Annotated in this window: 12 protein-coding genes and 1 tRNA gene; 5 read left to right on the top strand and 8 right to left on the bottom strand. The window is 59.0% G+C overall.

What is annotated here, in order from left to right; genetic code table 11:
• Positions 1 to 33: 33 nt before the first annotated feature.
• Complete coding sequence (locus ASG19_RS13235; protein ID WP_062457631.1) at positions 34 to 1,002, bottom strand: LysR family transcriptional regulator; 969 nt, start codon at positions 1,000 to 1,002, stop codon at positions 34 to 36.
• 134 nt (positions 1,003 to 1,136) lie between these two features.
• Between ASG19_RS13235 and ASG19_RS13240 the strand changes: the two genes are divergently transcribed.
• Entirely contained in the window at positions 1,137 to 1,754 is a 618-nt protein-coding gene (locus tag ASG19_RS13240; RefSeq protein WP_062458121.1) for an FMN-dependent NADH-azoreductase, read from the top strand.
• Positions 1,755 to 1,756: 2 nt separating this feature from the next.
• Here ASG19_RS13240 and ASG19_RS13245 read toward each other — a convergent pair whose 3' ends face one another.
• From ASG19_RS13245 to wrbA, 6 genes are all read right to left on the bottom strand, one after another.
• Positions 1,757 to 3,043: a GGDEF domain-containing protein gene (locus tag ASG19_RS13245; RefSeq protein ID WP_174196768.1), complete on the bottom strand. Its 1,287-nt coding sequence runs from the start codon at positions 3,041 to 3,043 to the stop codon at positions 1,757 to 1,759.
• 129 nt (positions 3,044 to 3,172) lie between these two features.
• Positions 3,173 to 3,493 carry an HlyU family transcriptional regulator gene (locus tag ASG19_RS13250; RefSeq protein ID WP_062457634.1) on the bottom strand — a complete coding sequence of 107 codons (321 nt, stop codon included), beginning with the start codon at positions 3,491 to 3,493 and terminating at the stop codon, positions 3,173 to 3,175.
• 68 nt (positions 3,494 to 3,561) lie between these two features.
• On the bottom strand, positions 3,562 to 4,821 hold the full coding sequence (gene ilvA, locus ASG19_RS13255; protein WP_062457637.1) for a threonine ammonia-lyase: 1,260 nt from the start codon (positions 4,819 to 4,821) through the stop codon (positions 3,562 to 3,564).
• Positions 4,822 to 4,971: 150 nt separating this feature from the next.
• On the bottom strand, positions 4,972 to 5,871 hold the full coding sequence (locus ASG19_RS13260) for an alpha/beta hydrolase-fold protein (protein WP_062457640.1): 900 nt from the start codon (positions 5,869 to 5,871) through the stop codon (positions 4,972 to 4,974).
• Positions 5,872 to 5,945: 74 nt separating this feature from the next.
• Positions 5,946 to 6,031 (bottom strand) — tRNA-Leu (locus tag ASG19_RS13265).
• A 122-nt stretch (positions 6,032 to 6,153) separates the two neighbouring features.
• A complete protein-coding gene (wrbA, locus tag ASG19_RS13270) occupies positions 6,154 to 6,753 on the bottom strand; it encodes an NAD(P)H:quinone oxidoreductase type IV (protein ID WP_062457641.1) in 600 nt (199 codons plus the stop codon).
• Positions 6,754 to 7,037: 284 nt separating this feature from the next.
• On the opposite strand from wrbA, the gene ASG19_RS13275 reads away from it, so the two are divergent.
• The 3 genes from ASG19_RS13275 to gpt all read left to right on the top strand — a co-directional run bounded on the left by ASG19_RS13275 (position 7,038) and on the right by gpt (position 9,378).
• A complete protein-coding gene (locus ASG19_RS13275) occupies positions 7,038 to 7,826 on the top strand; it encodes a competence/damage-inducible protein A (RefSeq protein WP_062457644.1) in 789 nt (262 codons plus the stop codon).
• A gap of 120 nt (positions 7,827 to 7,946) precedes the next feature.
• Positions 7,947 to 8,786 (top strand): universal stress protein, encoded by an 840-nt coding sequence (locus tag ASG19_RS13280; RefSeq protein ID WP_062457648.1) that lies wholly within the window; start codon positions 7,947 to 7,949, stop codon positions 8,784 to 8,786.
• A 94-nt stretch (positions 8,787 to 8,880) separates the two neighbouring features.
• A complete protein-coding gene (gene gpt, locus ASG19_RS13285) occupies positions 8,881 to 9,378 on the top strand; it encodes a xanthine phosphoribosyltransferase (RefSeq protein WP_062457651.1) in 498 nt (165 codons plus the stop codon).
• A gap of 59 nt (positions 9,379 to 9,437) precedes the next feature.
• On the opposite strand, the gene ASG19_RS13290 is transcribed toward gpt, so the two are convergent.
• Positions 9,438 to 11,078 carry a M10 family metallopeptidase C-terminal domain-containing protein gene (locus ASG19_RS13290; protein WP_062457654.1) on the bottom strand — a complete coding sequence of 547 codons (1,641 nt, stop codon included), beginning with the start codon at positions 11,076 to 11,078 and terminating at the stop codon, positions 9,438 to 9,440.
• A gap of 1,248 nt (positions 11,079 to 12,326) precedes the next feature.
• On the opposite strand from ASG19_RS13290, the gene ASG19_RS13300 reads away from it, so the two are divergent.
• Positions 12,327 to 16,151 (top strand): vitamin B12-dependent ribonucleotide reductase, encoded by a 3,825-nt coding sequence (locus ASG19_RS13300; RefSeq protein WP_062457660.1) that lies wholly within the window; start codon positions 12,327 to 12,329, stop codon positions 16,149 to 16,151.
• Positions 16,152 to 16,375: the final 224 nt, after the last annotated feature.

The raw sequence follows: 16,375 nt of genomic DNA on the forward strand, positions 1-16,375 counted from the left end.
CGCCAAATCCAGTCGTCCGGCCGAGGACGCGTGTTATTCGGCAGCCTGCCAATACGTCCTTTCCGGCTCCTGCTTCAGGAGTTCGGGAAGGTCATCATGGTTTGGACATGAGGACAGCTTGGCTGCAAACGATTCGATCAACCACTGTCCCGCGGGTCCGGGCGGATTGGATGCCTTTCGCAAGGCGTAGATCGGATATTGCCCCTGCTCGTACGCGTCGATATCCAACGCGACCAGATCGCCGTTGCGGATGTCATCGAGCACCAGGGAGGCTGGAAGCCCACCCCAACCAAGCCCACCCTTGATCAGCTGATACTTGGTGGCGATGTCGCTGATGCGCCAGATCTTGTAGGACAAGACATTGAAGTTACGCCCTGCGGTAAGCCCTGACGCGTCGGTCACGACCAGTTGCGTCTCGTCGCGCACATCGGCAAGGGTGAGTGTGCGGTTGAGCTTCACCAATGGATGATCCGGCGCTGCGACCGGCAAGAGGTATGAATGACCGATCCTTTCGGCAATCAGCGAATCGTCCTGCTTCAGGAGAGCGCCACCGATGCCGATGCCGGCCCGTCCACTGATGACCTGGCCCATCACCATGCCGAGTTCCCCGACGCTGAGGTTGAGGGCGACACTTGGAAATTTCTCTCGGAATTCGCGTAGCTGGCTGACCACCGCGTCGGCCGGCACCATCACGCTGACGGCCAGCGTGATCTCGGCTTCCAATCCCTGAGTGATGCTCTTTGCCCGAGACCGCATGATCTGCAGGTCGGCAACAATTCGCCGCGCATCCATCAGCATCGCCCGTCCGGCCTCGGTCAGTTTTGGCTGACGCGCCCCGGCCCGGTCGAACAACTGAATCTCGAGCTGCGTCTCGAGGTTGGCAATCGTGTAGCTGACAACCGACTGAGCCCGGTTCAGCAGGCGTGAGGCTGCCGAAAAACTGCCGCTTTCGGCAACTGCGATGAAGACCTGCAGCTGATCGAGGGTGGGATTCGCGTCCATGTGACCTATCCAGATTTTAGATGGAAAGCTTCGACATTATCCCCATTCCATCGATTGCCGTCTACTCCTATTTGTCTTCCCAGACAGGCGACCTCCAGTCTCCCACCGTCGAGAAATTCATAGGAAACAAAGCAATGCCATCCATCCTTCTCGTGACATCCAGCCCTCGCGGCACCGAATCGCTGTCGACAAAGATTGCGACGGAATTTGTCGACAAGCTGAAGGTCCAGCATCCGGGCGCGACCGTTGTGACCCGTGATTTAGGTCAGAACCCGATCGCCCATCTCGACACCGTGACCACATCTGCGATCCGCAAGCCCGCAGATGCTCGCAATTCCGAGGAAGCGGCAGCAGCGAAACTGTCCGACGAACTCGTCGCCGAGTTGCTCGCCGCCGATACGGTCGTGCTTGCCACGGGCCTGATCAATTTCAATATCTATTCGACGCTGAAAAGCTGGATCGACAACGTTGCCCGCGCCGGCATGACGTTCCGCTACACAGCCGAAGGTCCGCAGGGACTTGCGACCGGCAAGAAGGTCTATGTCGTTCTGTCGGCCGCCGGCATCTATTCGGAAGGCCCGGCCATGGCGATGAACCACGCCGTTCCTTACCTCAAGACGGTTCTTGGCTTCATGGGCATGACGGATGTCGAAGTGATCTACATTGAAGGTACCGCATTCGGTCCGGAAGCGTATGAGAAGGCGATTGCCGCCGCACAGGATCGCACGCAGCAGCTTGCACTGGCGGCCTGATCCTAGACGTCCACACCGGTTGGTGAGACGAGACGCCCCTGACGGCCGTGGACATTGTCCCGGCCGTCTTTCTTTGCGTGATAGAGGCGTTGGTCCGCAACGCCGAACAGTGTCGCGAATGTGTCTCCATCGTCAGACGTGGTCGCCACTCCGATCGATACGGTGATGCACTTGCCATCCGGCCTGATGACAGACGCGCAGATATCCTGGCGAAGCCGCTCGGAGAGCGCCAAGGCTCCTTCGTGATTCGTGTTCGGCAGGATCAGCACGAACTCCTCGCCGCCGAACCGCGAGAGATGATCGCGCGGCCGCGTTCGGGCCTTGAGCTGCGCTGCTACGTCCTTGAGCACCTCGTCCCCCTTCATGTGACCGAAGAGATCGTTCACGTCCTTGAACCGGTCTGCGTCGATGATCACGAGACTGAGCTGCTGCCGCATATCGATACTTTGCTTGATCATCGCCGGCGCATCGGCTTCCAGCCGGTTGCGATCGAAAACGCCAGTCAACCGATCGACGCCGCTTGTGGCAAGCAGCGCCTGATACCGCTCGCGAAACGTCAGATCGTGAAAAATGTCGGCAATTTCGCGCCGCGACAAGGCAAGCCTCGGGATCTGTTCGACCTTGAGATAGGCGAGCAGCAGCACGGAATAGATGATCACCGCGAGCATTTTGGCGTACCAACCGCCGAACAGGACCGACAGCGGCGCGTCGAACAGCAATCGCAGTCCGGAATAGAAGGCAAGCTGGTCAAAGCTTAGAACGATCGCACCGCTGACGGCAAAGCGCAGGATGATATGGCGCCTGAAGATCCGGCCGAAACGCTCATAGAGAAGAATGATGGCGATGGCGTCGATATAGAGTAGCGCCGTACCCCATACCATGAGTGAGCCCATCTCGTTGAGAAAGACCATGTCGGCAGGCCGTCCCGCAGGAAGGGTGACGACCGGATGCGCCTGCAGGATCTGCGCGATGAGAACCGTCAGGAGATTGCCGAGAAACAGTCCGTAGATGGGCTGGCGCACCGTCGAGGCATCCTCTTTCAAGTACAAGAGGAGGATCATCATCAGCTTGCCCGCAAAGAAGACGGACGATCCGGGCGATACCAGCCCGAACGGCAGTTCGACATAGAAGACCGCCGCGAGGTAGGTCTCCATGAAGTGCATCACACCGAGCGCAGCCAAGAACACGCCAAGGCCAAGCTGGCGCCTGAAATGCAGGAAGGCGGCCATGATCGTGAAATAGACGATCGCTTCTGCAACAAACAGAAAGAGGTTCAAAACCTGCATCATCACGCCTTTTAAGCCTGGCGGACCTCGCGTTCACATCCCAAAGCCATGACTTTGTTAGATAATCGCAACACCAGTTATGCCGGTAAATTGCTGCGGCGCAATAGAGGATCTCGCGGGACCCACGAACAATCAGGCAGAGCGCGAAACGGCGCCATCCGAGAACAGCGAGGCGCCGTTCTGATCAATGATCTGCTGTGCCTTGCGAACGGCATATTCGGATGCGTCCTCCGCAGAGGTGAACATGTCTGCCCGCACGAAAGTGCGGACGAGTGTTTCGCCAGCGACATCTTTTTCGATGCGGCCGGCAAGCCGGAACTGGCTGCCTTCCTTGATCGGTGCAGGATAGATGCGGCATTCGGCATGCATCTGCGGCTCGGCTTCCCGTGCGGGCGCGGTTTCGGATTTCGGGCCGGAAAACATCGAAAGAAGAGAGGAAAGAAACGAAGCCATGGATGAGTGCTACCCTTTGCTCGGCACCGGCGGAATCCGAAGACCATTCCGGTGCGATTTCGACAAAATCAGATGATCAGGTTGGCAAGGATCTCGTTTTCGGTGATGTCCTCGTAACCAAGCCCCGCCGCCTCGAAGCGCTCGTGCAGACCGGCAAAGTTTCCGGACGCGGTCGTTTCAATACCGATGAGGATCGAGCCAAAGTTGCGGGCCGACTTCTTCAGGTATTCGAAACGCGCGATATCGTCTTCCGGACCGAGCAGGTTAAGAAAGTCTCGCAGGGCGCCCGGACGCTGCGGAAGGCGCAGGATGAAGTATTTCTTCAACCCCGCATAGCGCATCGCCCGTTCCTTGACGTCCGGAAGGCGTTCGAAATCGAAGTTGCCGCCGGAAACGATGCAGACTACCCGCTTTCCGGCCAGCTTCTCGCGGCCGAGCATCTCGAGCGCGGTGATCGACAGAGCACCGGCGGGCTCCAGCACAAAGCCTTCGAGGTTGAGCATCTCCGTGAGCGTCACGCAGATCGCGTTTTCGGGAACGAGCAGAACCTGATCGGGAGAAAATCCCTTCAGCATCTCGAAATTCAGTTCGCCGATCCGCGCAACCGCAGCGCCATCCACGAAGTTGTCGACCTTCGGAAGTGTGACGAGCGACCCGGTCTGGAGGCTGGTCTTCAGGCTTGGAGCACCTGTCGGCTCGGTGAAAATAAAGTTTTCCTTCGCCACCACGTCGGAAAGATAGCCGCTCAGTCCTGACGCAAGCCCACCACCGCCGACCGGCATGATGACGAGATCAGGCGTTGCGCCTTCCGGCAGTTGCTCGAGGATTTCGGCAGCGACTGTCGCCTGCCCCTCGATGATATGAGCCGCATCGAACGGTGGCACCATCATGCCACCGGTCTCCTCCACATGGGCGCGTGCCGCGGCATAGCACTGGTCAAAGATGTCGCCGACGAGCTTGATGGTGATGTACTGGCCGCCGAAGATCCGCGTCTTGTCGATCTTCTGCTGCGGCGTCGTTACCGGCATGAAGACGACGCCCGGCACTTCGAAATGCCGGCACACGAAGGCAAATCCCTGCGCGTGATTGCCGGCCGAGGCACAGACGAAGGTGCGATCCTTTGCCCCGTCGGCGATCGCCTTGCGAAGAAAGTTGAAGGCGCCGCGGATTTTGTAGGAGCGGACCGGAGACAGGTCCTCGCGCTTCAGCCAGATCTCTGCGCCGTATTTACGGCTCAAATGTTCGTTGAGCTGAAGCGGCGTCTCCGGAAAGATCGTCCGCATTGCGGCTTTTGCTTCGTCGACACCGAGCTTCGTCACGCTAAACATCCCAATTCTTCACGATTTCATCCGCTATGCCACACGTGCCGTAACAAGACCAAGGCCGTTTTGCAGACTTTCCGTTCTGTGCGCGTTTTTGGGAACAAAAACATCGATGCCCCAGAATCTTCGGGTAATGGCGACGCGCTCTGCGCGGCACTATTGATGCAGGAGTTTGCCGATGAACCGGGTCGCTTCCGGCAGACCCGAGCGCCAATAGGTCCAGTCGTGGCCACCTTCACGCGCCATGAAACGGTGCGGCACGCCGAGCTTCTGCAGCTTGACCGTCAGTTCCGCATTGCCCACGAAGAAGCTGTCGGACGATCCGCAATCGATGAACAGTTCCGTTTTGCGGATTGCGTCTGGAGGCGTCTTGTCGACGAGATCGAGAACGCTGTTGGCGTAGTAAGGCTGGTTCAGCCGATCCGTGCCACTCAACCCCTCACCCCATGCCTTGCCGTACCGACGGTCATAGCCTGCCTGATCCATCGCTACAATCTGCTGATCGGTTCTGAACGCAGCACTCAGCGCTGCAGCACCGGCAAACAGATCCGGATATTTCAGCGCGTAGGCCATGGCTGCATAACCACCCATGGAGAGGCCCAGAATACCGCGCGACTTCTTGCCTGCGATCACCGGGAACGAGCCCTCAACGTGCGGAATGAATTCCTTCACGAACATATCCTGCCACAGATATTTTCCGTCGGCATCGTTCATATAATAGGTGTTGAACTTGTTTTCCTCGTCCCGCCGACCCTCAGGCGTCACGGCAATGAAGGGCGGTACTTCGCCGCTTTCGATCAGTTTGTCGAAGATCAGGTTGGCGTTCCCATACCGGTACCAGTCCTGATTCTTTCCATCGCCACCACCGTGCATCAGATAGATGACCGGGTATCGCCGTTCGTCGGATCCGTAGCCTGGAGGAAGATAGAGCGTAAACTCGACATTCTTGCCAAGGATCCGGCTCGCCATCACCTGGCCTTCCTTTACGACGCCAGCCGCGAATGCATTCGCGCTGACGAATAGACCGGCCACAACGATCAAAATTGCCCTGAGCATACGTTTTTCTCCTACCGCTCCTGATGGAAGTAGAGGGCAAGGAGATCAATTCAATTTGGAAAGGTTAAGAATGATGGTGCGGACGACGGGGGTCGAACCCGTAAGACCTGAGGTCGGCAGATTTTAAGTCTGCTGCGTCTACCAATTTCGCCACGTCCGCCTGGTTTCCTGTTTCGTGAAGTTCGCCTTCGACGTCAAGGACGGAAATTGCAGGCGGCAGCAGGTGCGCAACAAAAAAGCGCGGAGCCGAGGCCCCGCGCTTTTTCACTTGAAGTGGGCAGATCAGGCGCTGAGCTTGGCTGCAGTCTTTGCAACATGGGCGCCCTGGAAGCGTGCGCCTTCGAGTTCAATCTCGGAAGGCTGGCGCGAGCCGTCGCCGTTGGTAATGGTCGTGGCGCCGTAAGGGGAGCCACCCATGACTTCTTCCGTGCCCATCTGGCCCTGGAAGGAGTAAGGCAGACCAACCACGGCCATGCCCTGGTGAAGGAAGGTCGGGATGAAGCCGAGAATCGTCGATTCCTGGCCGCCATGCTGGGTGGCCGACGAGGTGAACACGGAGCCGACCTTGCCGATCAGCTTGCCGGCGAACCACAGGCCACCGGTCTGATCCCAGAAATTGCGCATCTGCGAGGCAACCGAACCGTAGCGGGTCCCGGCACCGACGATGATCGCATCGTATTCAGCGAGCTCGTCCGGTGTGGCGATCGGAGCCTTCTGATCAAGCTTGAAGTGCGATGCCTTGGCTACCTCTTCAGGAACCAGTTCCGGAACGCGCTTGACGGTCACTTCGGCACCGGCCGAGCGAGCGCCTTCGGCGACAGCATACGCCATCGTCTCGATATGGCCGTACGAGGAATAGTAGAGAACCAGTACTTTTGTCATTGTTTTCAATTCCTTTGCAGGTGCTGGAATGATGATCGCAAGGCGGCAACGGACCACGTCACGATCATGGCAAGCAGGACGCTTTCCGATAACAGGCCTTGAGGCTTAGCTAGCGCAGTGTCACAGCACCGGCCAGAGGGCGATCTCTGCACGGACTGTCCACAATTGCTGAACGCGATCGAATGTTTGTCGTTTTATTCGCACGTCAGTTTTTGGATTGAACGATTGCAATCGTTTCCCGGCGCGCGCTAACGTTCCCGTGCAATGAGAAAGCGAGCGCCTCCATGTCCGATACCCTGTCATCCTCACCTACCCTCGTCAGCGCGGCGATGCTCGCCATCGGCGACGAGCTTCTTTCCGGCCGGACCAAGGACAAGAATATCGGCCACCTCGCCGACCTGCTGACGCTTTCAGGCATCGACCTGAAGGAAGTGCGCATCGTTGCCGACGAAGAAGACGCGATCGTTGAGGCTCTGAACGCTTTGCGTGCCCGCTACGATTACGTCTTCACATCCGGCGGCATCGGCCCGACCCATGACGACATCACAGCGGATGCAGTCTCAAAAGCATTCGAAGTGCCCTGCATTCACGACCCGGAAGCGATGCGGTTGCTCGCCGAGATGTACAAGCGCCGCGAAATGGAATTCACCGAGGCCCGCCAACGCATGGCGCGGATGCCGGAGGGTGCCACGCATATTGCCAATCCGGTTTCGACGGCACCCGGCTTCGTCATCGGCAATGTCCACGTGATGGCCGGTGTACCGCAAGTGTTCCAGGCGATGATGGACAATGTTCTGCCGACCCTCAAATCGGGCTCGAAAGTGCTGTCGCGGGCAATTGCCTGCCCTTATGGCGAGGGCGATATCGGGACCCCGCTTGCGGCTGTGCAGAAGGCGCATCCGGAGACCAGCATCGGCTCTTATCCAAAATACGATGGCAAGCGCTTCTCAACCGAGCTGGTGGTCCGCGCCCGCGATCCGCAGGTTCTGAACGCGGCCGCGCAGGCTGTCGCGGACATGATTGCCGATATCGACGGCACCCGGATTGCGGACAACCCGACGGCGGACGCCTGAGAGAGACCTGCGCGAGCTGGCCTTCCCCAAGTCGATCGACCAAGGCCGATCTGGGCATCAAGTAACAATTAGAGACCGGCTTTCGGCTCCCCGGCGCCGGTCAACAAGGGAGATGACGCCATGGCTTACAAAACCATTCTTGCTGTCCTCGACATTCCGCAGAACGCCCGGCAAATGGCGGATTTTGGCGCGGCCCTGGCTGAAACGTTTTCCGCCCACCTGATTGGCGTGCATGCCGAGACGCTTGCCGCCGTGCCGTTGATTGCGCCAATGGAGATCCCCGATCCCGCAGCGGTCCAGGTCCTGCAGGAGGTTGCCCAGAAGGAAACGGCCATGGTCGCCGACATCTTCAACACGGTGTCCACGCGTGAGGGACTGTCGCGCGAATGGCGCAGTTTCGTCTCCTCTGCCGGATATGGCGCGAGTTCGGTGATGGAGACTGCCCGGACCGCGGACCTCATCATTGCAAGCCAGAGCGACCCTTCGCATTCGGATCACCGGGCCGATCTCGAAACCTTCCTGTTCGAGAGCGGTCGCCCGATGTTGCTCGTTCCACACCGGATGACCGCCTTCAAGCCGATCGAGCGTGTTCTGATCGGTTGGAACGGTTCCAAGGAAGCGGCCCGCGCGACCTTCGACGCCCTGCCCTTTCTCAAGACCGCCGCAAGTGTGGAAGTGCTCGTCGTCGACCCGCCGGAGCGCGGCGACCAGACGGCCGAGTTTGCGGGAACCGAGATTGCCACAAGTCTTGCGCGACATGGCGTCAACGTCACTGTCACCACGCGGATCGGTAGCCGCGAGACGCCAGCCAAGGCCATCGAAAACCGGCTTTTGGACGACAGTATCGATCTGCTGGTCATGGGTGGCTACGGCCATTCCCGCTGGTGGGAAATGCTGTTCGGAGGGACGACACGCAGCGTTCTGGATTCAATGACCGCGCTGACGCTTCTGTCGCGATGAAGGGTCGGACCGAAGTCGTCCTACCCACCTTGCCAGAAACATCCGTTTCCCGCTATTAGCGAGAGCCAAAGCAGATCTAAGCCAAGGCTCTCCAATGTCTCTTCCCGAAAAAGCTTTCCCCGTCTCCTGGGACCAGTTCCACCGTGATGCGCGCGCGCTGGCGTGGCGTCTCGCCGGTTTGGGTCAGGATTTCAGAGCCATCGTCTGCATCACGCGCGGCGGCCTTGTGCCGGCGGCGATTATTTCGCGCGAGCTGAACATCCGCCTGATCGAGACCGTCTGCATCGCGTCCTACCACGACTACGTCAACCAGGGCGAGATGAACCTTCTGAAAGGGATTTCGCCCGAGCTCTGCGAAGACGGTGGGCTTGGCATCCTCGTGATCGACGACCTGACCGACACCGGCAAGACAGCCTCCGAGGTGCGTGCCATGCTGCCAAAGGCGCATTTCGGCTGCGTCTATGCAAAGCCGTCGGGCGTGCCGATGATCGATACGTTCGTGACCGAGGTCAGCCAGGATACGTGGATCTATTTCCCCTGGGATATGGGCTTCACCTACCAGGAGCCGATCGCCAAGGGCCACAAGGGCTGAACTGCCATACGACATCCAGACCGGCCCACCCGTGCCGGTCTGTCTTCGCGCAACCGGTTTCAGACGATCAGGAAATCCTGATAGCTCAGCGCCAGGCTCTTATCGAGATGCGCGATCATGATCGAGCCGCCGGACTTGCTGCCGTTGGCATCGTAGAACAGATTTCCGGTATCGGTTTCGTAGACCAGAAAATCGTTGCTGTCCTTCGCCGTTGGCGACGTGCTTTTCAGGAAATTGCCGCTGGAAATCGCTCCGTTCTTGGTGAAGGCGGTAAAGATCGCGTTCTCCAGATGGATCAGATCGTCCACGACCGAGAAGTCGGTGATCGTATCGACATTCGTTGAGCTGTTCAGCGCCGAACTGAAGACGAACGTGTCCTTGCCGCTGCCACCGGTCAGGGTATCGTTTCCGGTACCACCGATCAGCTTGTCGTTGCCGCCGTTGCCGATCAGCTTGTCTTGTCCAGCCCGACCTTCGAGGATGTTGGCGACCGCGTTGCCAACGATGACGTCCACGCCCTTGCCGCCGATCGCGTTCTCGATCACCGTGCCCCGCGACAGCGAGAGATTGCTGATCCCGCCCGAGACGCTCGAGAATTCCTCGGCATTGAGGTCGATCCGCTGGCTTCCCGACGCCCAGCTGAAATTCAGCGTATCGCTGCCGCCGGTATCGACCAGGTTCATCGCGACATCGTTGCCGAGGAAGTCGGACTTGAGGTCGTAGGTCGTGTTGCCCGAACTGATCGCCGTGGTCCCGTAGAGGTTGCGGATGGCAAGGACGTCCACCATCATCGGCGTGATGGAGGTGGTGCCGGAGCCACCGGCCCAGACACTGACCTGATCGTCGAAATAGGACATCACCGTCAGTTGTGAGGAATCGTTTTCGAACCGATTGTCGATGCCCCAGGTGGCGTTGCCGTCATAGTTGCCCGCATGGCCGAGCCCCAGGGCATGACCGATCTCGTGCACATAGGTGGACATCGTGTAGCTGTCTGCGCCCGCGCCATAGTCGGTGATCCAGCTTGCCGCCACATTGACGAAAGACGCCGTGGTGAAACCGCCGATGATCGACGTCGATCCGCCGTAAGCGCCGCCCTCCTTGTCGTCGAAGGAGATCTGTGCCGAACCGGTCACGAACTTGAACTTGATGCCGGAGGCTTCCGTCCAGGCAGTGAGAGCCCACTTGGCCAGCTGCTGGCCCTGGGTGGTCAGCGCACCGATGTTGACGGTCAATGTACCGCCGGCCGCGATATTGAACTTGAAGGGCGTGCCGCCGTCGCTGGTCCAGAAATCAGTGGTCAACTGCTTGGCGATCGTATCGTAGCTTGCGAATTTCGGGGCGGTAACAACCGTCGTCTTCAGCGCATAGTCGCCTGACCATTCGTCGTCGTGACTGCCGACGCGGATATAGTAGGTGCCACTCTTTTCGGCAAAGACGCTGAGCGTCGACTTCTCGAAGTCCGTGTCGAGACTGTTCTCGTCGATATCAATCGCGATGCCGTCCGCGTCCATGACCTGGAGACCGGCCCAGCCGACCGTCCCCGACATGTCGAACTGATAGGCTTTGCCTGCCGTAAGCGAGACCTTGATCCAATCGGCATCTCCGGTCGCCAGCGCGCCGGTGAACGTGTCGCCGGCAGCGATCTTGTAGGCCGTGGAACGGCTAGCCGCTGCGTCAGTCTCTTCCGTGTAAGTCGCCATTCAAGTCTCCCCCGGCCTTCCTGTGGCCATTCAAAATCCTGATGCCTCGACAAGCTGCCGGGCAAATGCCTTCAGAATATCGTCATTCAAAGCCGCGTCCGAGACGACGGTCGTCACGACCGGTCCGGAACGCCAGCCAGCAGCTCCGTCTGCCTTCCAGCGCAATCTCGCAGACACGCTGTTTGTGCGAGCGCGCGTTACCTCGAAGACGAACTGTCCATAACCAGGTCCTCGACCCGTCATCTGCTCGACTGTGGAGCGGACAGCATTACAGGCGGATCTCGAAACTGCAGTATCCATGGTATGCGCAAATTCGCAACGATACGAAGGTCGTTGCGTCGCATCGGCAAACGCGGGGAGCGAGCCGGAGGTACAGATCAGCGCGAGCCCGAGTGTGCGAAAGATTGCCTGACGACTATGCCGCGCAACGACGTCGCCGAACATCACGGGCTCCCTCTTTTGAACTCGCTTTTTGCGAAACCTACTTGCATCCCGGTTAGATATACGAAAACCGTTTACGGTACATTTGCGGAATACGAGGGATGAGAAATCGGAGCGATGGACTTACCCCTGCAAGACGTGCCGTTTGGAAACATTTCCGGCTGTCAACAGAGCGAACCGCATTTTCCCAACCTCGAAAATAATCCGAAATTGTCGCCAGTGTCACACAGATGCTTCAGAGCATAGGCAAAGTCCCTGCTTTACAGGCGTCGCACTGTCGAAGCAGTCCTGATCGCGAACGCCGTCCAATTGCGTGAACTTTGCGCAGTTCGGTACTTGACGTCGTAAATCACTGAGATTCCTCAACGTTTTTTCTTCCCCGTTATCCACAGCCAAACCTACAATATCTTGTGGTTACGAAACCACTAACAACTACGGCTTGACGAATCTCCCCTGGAGGTCGACATTGCCTTCAGGTTGCGGCGGCGACTGGACCGGGAGTAACGAGGCCGGTTCTTTTTCGAGTCAAAATGGGTTTCCTGCAGGTCGTGGCGGTTCTTGAGGATCGCCTGGTGACGGATTTCCATGGCCGCTCGATGGTCTGCTGAAACGGTGCTGGCGCTGGCGGAAAGAAACTGTTAATACTATATTTAGTGTTTGCAGCCACCATCCATCACAAGATACAGACATGCCATCCATGATGTTTCACTGGGTGATAAAATTTTGACCGGCTGCCCATGATGGCGAGCAGCCGGCATGAACACGTGCGCCCCATCGAGTGGCGCCTCACTGACGAGGGATTAGGCAATGCGCATCGAACGTCGTTTCACCAAGCCGGAAACGGGCGCCTACGGAGAGATTGAATTCCGCAAGGCAACCAGCGAGATCCGTAATCCGGATGGCTCGATCGTCTTCCGGCTTGCGGATATCGACGTGCCCACGCAGTTCTCGCAGGTTGCGACGGACGTTCTGGCGCAGAAGTATTTCCGCAAGGCCGGCGTGCCTGCGCGCCTGAAGAAAGTCGAAGAAAACGACGTTCCGTCGTTCCTCTGGCGTTCGGTTGCCGATGAAAAGGCGCTGCGCGATCTTCCCGAAGGCGAGCGCTACGGTTCGGAAATCGATGCGCGCCAGGTATTTTCGCGTCTTGCCGGTACCTGGACCTACTGGGGCTGGAAGGGCGGCTATTTCACGTCGGAAGACGACGCGTCCGCGTTCATGGACGAGCTTGCCTATATGCTTGCCACCCAGCGCGTTGCGCCGAACAGCCCGCAGTGGTTCAACACCGGCCTGCATTGGGCCTATGGCATCGACGGTCCCGGCCAGGGCCATTTCTATATCGACCCGTTCACCGGCAAGCTGACCAAGTCGAAGTCGTCCTACGAGCATCCGCAGCCGCATGCCTGCTTCATCCAGTCGGTCGGCGATGACCTCGTCAACGAAGGCGGCATCATGGACCTGTGGGTTCGCGAAGCCCGCCTGTTCAAGTACGGCTCCGGCACCGGCTCCAACTTCAGCCATCTGCGCGGCGAAGGCGAAAAGCTTTCGGGCGGCGGTCGCTCCAGCGGCCTGATGAGCTTCCTCAAGATCGGTGACCGTGCAGCCGGCGCCATCAAGTCGGGCGGCACGACGCGTCGCGCGGCGAAGATGGTCGTGGTCGATATCGACCATCCGGATATCGAGGAATACATCAACTGGAAGGTCAAGGAAGAGCAGAAGGTTGCCGCCCTCGTCACCGGTTCCAAAATCGTCAGCCGTCATCTGAAGGCAATCATGAAGGCTTGCGTCAACTGCGAGGCCGATGGCGACGAGTGCTATGACCCGCTGAAGAACCCTGCCCTGAAGCGCGAGATCAAGGCCGCCAAGAAGGACCAGGTTCCGGAAAACTACGTCAAGCGCGTCATCCAGTTCGCCCGCCAAGGCTACAAGGATCTTGAATTCAAGACCTACGACACCGACTGGGATTCGGAAGCCTACCTCACGGTATCCGGCCAGAACTCTAACAACTCTGTCTCGCTAAAGGACGACTTCCTCAAGGCGGTCGAGAATGACGGCGACTGGAACCTGACCGCACGCAAGGACGGCAAGGTCATGAAGACGCTGAAGGCCAAGGACCTGTGGGAACAGATTTCCTATGCCGCATGGGCGTCTGCCGATCCGGGCATCCACTTCAACACGACGATGAACGACTGGCACACGTCGCCGGCCGGTGGACCGATCCGCGGCTCGAACCCGTGCTCGGAATACATGTTCCTCGACGACACGGCCTGCAACCTTGCCTCGCTGAACCTTCTGCAGTTCAAGAACCCGGCGACGAAGAACATCAACATTGCCGATTACGAGCATTCGGTCCGCCTGTGGACCGTCGTTCTCGAAGTCTCGGTCATGATGGCGCAGTTCCCGTCCAAGGAAATTGCCGAGCTCTCCTACCAGTACCGCACGCTCGGCCTCGGCTATGCCAACATTGGTGGCTTCCTGATGTCGTCGGGCATTCCGTATGACTCGAAGGAAGGCCGCGCCATTGCCGGCTCGCTGACCGCGATCATGACCGGCGTTGCCTATGCGACGTCTGCCGAAATGGCCGGCGAACTCGGACCGTTCGCGAATTTCGCACCGAACCGCGAAAGCATGCTGCGGGTCATCCGCAACCACCGCCGCGCAGCCTACGGCGAAACCTCCGGCTACGAGCAGCTGTCGGTCGATCCGGTTGCGCTGATCCACTCGGAAAACCCGGACCAGGATCTCGTCGTCCATGCAAAGGCTGCCTGGGACAAGGCGCTGCAGCTGGGTGAAAAGCACGGCTATCGCAACGCCCAGACAACAGTGATTGCGCCGACAGGCACAATCGGTCTCGTCATGGATTGCGACACGACCGGTATCGAGCCCGACTTTGCGCTGGTCAAGTTCAAGAAGCTCGCCGGCGGCGGCTACTTCAAGATCATCAACGGTGCGGTTCCGGAAGCGCTTCGCAGCCTCGGCTATACCGAAAGCCAGCTTGCCGAGATCGAGGCCTATGCGGTCGGTCACGGCAACATCAACCAGGCTCCCGGCGTCAACCCCGGTTCGCTGAAGGCAAAGGGCTTCTCCGACGAGAAGATCGCTGCCATCAACGGCGCAACCAAGGCTGCCTTCGACATCAAGTTCGTGTTCAACCAGTGGACGCTCGGCACCGACTTCCTCAAGGAGACCCTCAAGGTTTCCGACGAGCAGCTCGCCGACATGAGCTTCAACCTGCTTGAGCATATCGGTTTCTCGAAGAAGGACATCGAAGCTGCCAACATCCACGTCTGCGGTGCGATGACGCTGGAAGGCGCACCGTTCCTCAAGGACGAGCATCTGCCGGTGTTCGATTGCGCCAACCCGTGCGGCAAGATCGGCAAGCGCTACCTGTCGGTTGAAAGCCACATCCGCATGATGGCGGCGGCCCAGCCGTTCATCTCCGGCGCGATCTCCAAGACGATCAACATGCCGAACGAGGCAACCGTCGAAGATTGCGGCGCAGCTTACATGCTGTCCTGGAAGCTGGCTCTGAAGGCCAACGCCCTCTACCGCGATGGTTCGAAGCTGTCGCAGCCGCTCAACGCCTCGCTGATCGACGAAGACGATGCAGAGGACGCGATCGAGGAGCTGATTGCAGCACCAACTGCCGCACAGGCCGTGACGATCACCGAAAAGATCGTCGAGCGGATCGTCGAACGCGTCACCCGCGAACGAGAAAAGCTGCCAAACCGCCGCCAGGGTTACACCCAGAAGGCCAATGTCGGCGGACACAAGGTGTATCTGCGTACCGGCGAATTCGGTGACGGCCGCATCGGCGAAATCTTCATCGACATGCACAAGGAAGGCGCCGCCTTCCGTGCGATGATGAACAACTTCGCCATCGCCATCTCGCTCGGTCTCCAGTACGGCGTGCCGCTTGAAGAATATGTGGAGGCCTTCACCTTCACCAAGTTCGAGCCGGCCGGCATCGTGACTGGCAATGACGCGATCAAGAACGCCACGTCGATCCTCGACTACGTGTTCCGCGAACTGGCCGTGTCCTATCTCGGCCGTCACGATCTGGCGCATGTGGATACGTCGGACTTCTCGCAGACGGCACTTGGCAAGGGTATCGAGGAAGGCAAGACCAACCTTCTCTCCACCGGCTGGACGCGCGGCTACAAGCCGACACTCGTCTCGGGTGGTTCCGACCGGTTGGCCGGCAACGAGCCGAAGGGTTCGGCAGGGGGCTCCGCGGCAAAGGCCTCGGTCGGCAGCGGCGGCGGCAACGTCACCTCGTTTGCCGGCTCGGCTGCCCGCAAGCTCGAAACCACGCTTGCGATCTCCACATCGGAAGTCGTGTCCTTCAAGCGCGACTACGAAGAGCGGCCTCGCGAAGTGGCAGATGACATCGCCGACGAGCAGCTTGCCGACGAAGGCCAGCAGGTCGCAACCGCCCTCTTCTCCGACAAGGCTGAGGCAGACGCTGCCGCTGCCAAGGCGGAAGCCAAGAAGAAGGAAGCCGATCGCCGGATGAAGTCGATCATGCAGGGCTACACCGGCAACATGTGCACCGAGTGCCAGAACTTCACCATGGTCCGCAACGGAACATGCGAAAAGTGCGACACCTGCGGCGCAACGAGCGGCTGCAGCTGAGTTGAGACGGGATTGGTGAGCGGCTAGCCCTCACCTGAGCCAAATTAGTCTAACCTGATCCCCGCACTGATGATGTTCAGTGCGGGGATTTTTCTTGCGGCCTTTTCCTCAAACACTGAATAAACGCTGTTCGTAGCTGTTCCCTCGAAACAGTCTTTCCCGTGGAAGCAAAAAGCGAGGAACCGAGCTTATAGCGCTGGCGACCCACGGCCAGCAACGGCATG

The sequence above is a fragment of the Rhizobium sp. Leaf306 genome (assembly GCF_001423425.1).
Lineage (GTDB): Bacteria > Pseudomonadota > Alphaproteobacteria > Rhizobiales > Rhizobiaceae > Neorhizobium > Neorhizobium soli.